Below are 3,401 nucleotides of genomic sequence, written 5' to 3'. Positions count from 1 at the left end.
AAACTTCGTGAAATTAACCCTTCTCCATATATGGGTTATTTTGAGTTCTCTGATTTTCAAATTGTGAGCGGTTCGCCTGAATTATTAATTCAAAAAAGAGGTAAAGAGGTTAGCACTCGACCGATTGCAGGGACACGCTCGCGCGGTAAGGATGAAGCAGAGGATAATGAGCTGGCAAAGAACCTGATTGAAAATGAGAAAGAGCGTGCTGAGCATGTGATGCTTGTTGACTTGGAGAGAAACGATTTGGGTCGTGTGTGCACGTACGGGACTGTAAAAGTAGATGAGTTCATGGTTATTGAAAAATATTCACATGTTATGCATATTGTATCAAACGTACGGGGTGAATTAGAAGACAACAAAGATGCTTTTGACTTGATAAAAGCTGTATTTCCTGGCGGTACAATTACGGGAGCACCTAAAATTAGAACGATGGAAATTATTGAAGAGTTGGAGCCGGTACGAAGAGGAATTTATACAGGCTCTATAGGTTGGATTGATTTTTCAGGAGATATGGAGCTAAATATTGTCATACGTACCTTGTTAGCAAAGGATGGGCATGCTTATGTACAAGCAGGGGCTGGTATTGTAATTGACTCTAATCCTAAGTACGAATATAAAGAATCACTCAAAAAAGCTACTGCTTTATGGTGTGCAAAAGAAAGCAGTGAAGAAAGCGTTAGGTGATAGAGATGATACTTATGATAGATAACTACGACTCATTTACATTTAATCTTGTTCAATATCTAGGGGAGCTTGGACAAGTAATAGTAGTAAAGCGAAATGATGAAATAACAATTGAGGAGATAGAGAAACTTGCTCCGTCTTTTTTAATGATTTCGCCTGGACCATGTAGCCCGAATGAAGCTGGTATTAGTTTGGGGGCGATTACGCATTTTGCAGGAAAGATACCAATTTTAGGTGTGTGTTTAGGACATCAAGCGATTGCACAGGTATTTGGTGCAGACGTGGTTCGGGCAGAACGTTTCATGCATGGTAAAACTTCACAAGTGTATCATGACGGGAAAACGGTATATACAGACATACCTACCCCCTTTCCTGTAACACGTTACCATTCTCTTATTGTAAAGAAAGAAACATTGCCGGATTGTCTAGAGATTTCCTCTTGGACAGAAGCGGGAGAAATTATGGGCATTCGCCATAAAATCTTACCGATAGAAGGGGTTCAGTTTCATCCAGAGTCAATTATGACATTACATGGAAAAGAACTGCTGAAAAATTTTTTAACGCGGTACAATAGAGGTACGGTAATATGTTGATATATGCAAATGGTGAATATGTAAAGGATACTGATGCAGTCATCTCACCTTATGATCATGGTTTTTTGTATGGATTAGGTGTATTTGAAACATTTCGTGTGTACAATGGTCATTTCTTTCTGTTTTATGATCATTATGAACGATTGCAAAACGCCCTTTCATCGTTGCAAATAAAGTGGAATATGGAAAAAGATAAGGTCATTCAAATCTTACAGGAACTGCTTCGAAGAAATGGACTGCAAGATGCTTATATACGATTAAATGTATCAGCAGGAGTTGGAGAAATCGGGTTACAGACCGAGCCCTATACCTCTCCTTCGGTTATTATTTTTGTAAAATCTTTGCCGCTTACTGATACTATTACAGAAAAAGCAGGGGTTTTCTTGCAGCTGCCTCGCAGTACACCAGAAGGACCGCATCGTTTCAAATCACACCATTATTTAAATAATATTCTTGGCAAACGAGAAGTAGGTGGGGATCCGATGAAAGAAGGGATTTTTCTAACTACGGATGGATATGTTGCAGAAGGGGTTGTGTCTAATATTTTCTTTGTGCATCATGGTGTCTTGCATACGCCTGCAGTGGAGACAGGGATCCTGAATGGGATTACCAGACAATTTATCTTACAGTTAGCTAGCAATTTAGGAATAGAAACTAAAGAGGGATTTTATACAAAAGAACAGTTGGTAGAAAGTGATGAAGTATTTGTAACAAATTCTATACAGGAAATTGTACCGTTACATTCTATTGACGCTGTTCCTCTTTTAAATAAACGCATAGTAACGATGCAGTTGATAAATGCATATCATGCCAATCGATTTACATTATGGAGCAAGCATGAACTACAAAAGGAGATGCATAGCAGTGGAAACCCTACACAATATTAAATGTGGACCATATGAATTAAAAATTACAGAAGAAACTATCATCATGGGAATTTTAAACGTTACTCCTGATTCATTCTCGGATGGGGGTAAGTTTAACAATGAACAGTCTGCCGTCCTACGCGCACAAGAAATGGTAGAGCAAGGCGCTAAAATTATTGATATTGGCGGCGAATCAACTCGTCCAAGTTATGTGAAAGTATCACAGGAGGAAGAATTAGCGCGAGTATTACCAGCTATTAAAGCTGTTTCTCGGTCTGTCCATGTTCCAATCTCCATTGATACGTATAAAGCGGAGGTGGCAAGACAAGCAATCGAAGCTGGTGCACATATCATTAATGATATCTGGGGTGCTAAGGCTGATCCGAAGATGGCCGAAGTGGCTGCTTATTTTGATGTGCCGATTATCCTTATGCACAATCGAGATAATACCAACTATCGAAATATAATTGCAGATATGATTGCTGATTTATATGAGAGTGTGAAAATTGTGAAAGCAGCGGGTGTTCGTGATGAAAATATTATTTTGGACCCAGGCTTAGGCGGCTTTTCAAAAACACCAGAACAAAACTTAGAGGTTATGAGAAATCTTGAACAGCTTACCGTCCTCGGGTACCCACTTTTACTTGCGACATCTCGGAAGGCGTTCATTGGTGATGTGTTGAATCTACCTGTAAATGAGCGAGTAGAGGGAACAGGAGCTACTACTTGTTTAGGCATTCAAAAAGGATGCGATATCATACGTGTGCATGATGTGTTAGAAACCGTAAGAATGGCAAAAATGATGGATGCAATGCTAGGTAAAGGAGGAATACAGGTTGGACAAGATATTCGTGCATGACATGGAGTTCTATGGTTATCACGGAGTATTTCCCGAGGAAAACAAACTAGGTCAGCGGTTTCGGGTAAATCTTACTATAGAATTGGATTTACGACAAGCTGGACAAACCGATAATCTAAGTGATTCCGTTAATTACGGTGAATTATATCATCTTTGCGAAAATATTGTAGAAGGAAAAGCATATAAGTTGGTAGAATCTGTCGCGGAAAATATTGCGTCTACTGTTCTTACTACGTACAATGTAATACAGCGATGTACAGTAACAGTTATTAAACCAGATCCCCCAATTAGAGGCCACTATCGGTCAGTTGCAGTCGAAATTACGAGGGAACGCATATGAATAATATTGTCTATCTTTCTCTTGGATCGAATATTGGAGATCGAGCTGGATACTTG

The 3,401-nt window shown here is 39.3% G+C and carries 5 protein-coding genes; all 5 read left to right on the top strand.

What is annotated here, in order from left to right; translation table 11 throughout:
* Positions 1–687, top strand: a 687-nt coding sequence (locus AC11ZT_RS11595; RefSeq protein WP_484059744.1) for an anthranilate synthase component I family protein, incomplete at its 5' end; no start/stop codon positions are given.
* Between the two features lie 5 nt (positions 688–692).
* A complete protein-coding gene (gene pabA / locus AC11ZT_RS11590; protein ID WP_484059743.1) occupies positions 693–1,280 on the top strand; it encodes an aminodeoxychorismate/anthranilate synthase component II in 588 nt (195 codons plus the stop codon).
* Positions 1,274–2,167, top strand: coding sequence for an aminodeoxychorismate lyase (gene pabC, locus AC11ZT_RS11585; protein ID WP_484059742.1), 894 nt, complete (start codon positions 1,274–1,276; stop codon positions 2,165–2,167). Before pabA ends, pabC begins: the two co-directional genes overlap by 7 nt.
* On the top strand, positions 2,118–3,005 hold the full coding sequence (gene folP, locus AC11ZT_RS11580) for a dihydropteroate synthase (RefSeq protein WP_484059741.1): 888 nt from the start codon (positions 2,118–2,120) through the stop codon (positions 3,003–3,005). The genes pabC and folP overlap by 50 nt, the downstream gene beginning before the upstream one ends.
* A complete protein-coding gene (gene folB / locus AC11ZT_RS11575) occupies positions 2,983–3,345 on the top strand; it encodes a dihydroneopterin aldolase (protein ID WP_484059740.1) in 363 nt (120 codons plus the stop codon). Before folP ends, folB begins: the two co-directional genes overlap by 23 nt.
* The last annotated feature ends 56 nt before the right edge of the window (positions 3,346–3,401 follow it).

The sequence above is a fragment of the Ectobacillus sp. genome, from assembly GCF_056992975.1.
Note: the sequence above shows the minus strand (reverse complement) of the source record. Positions and strands in the feature narration are given on the sequence as shown.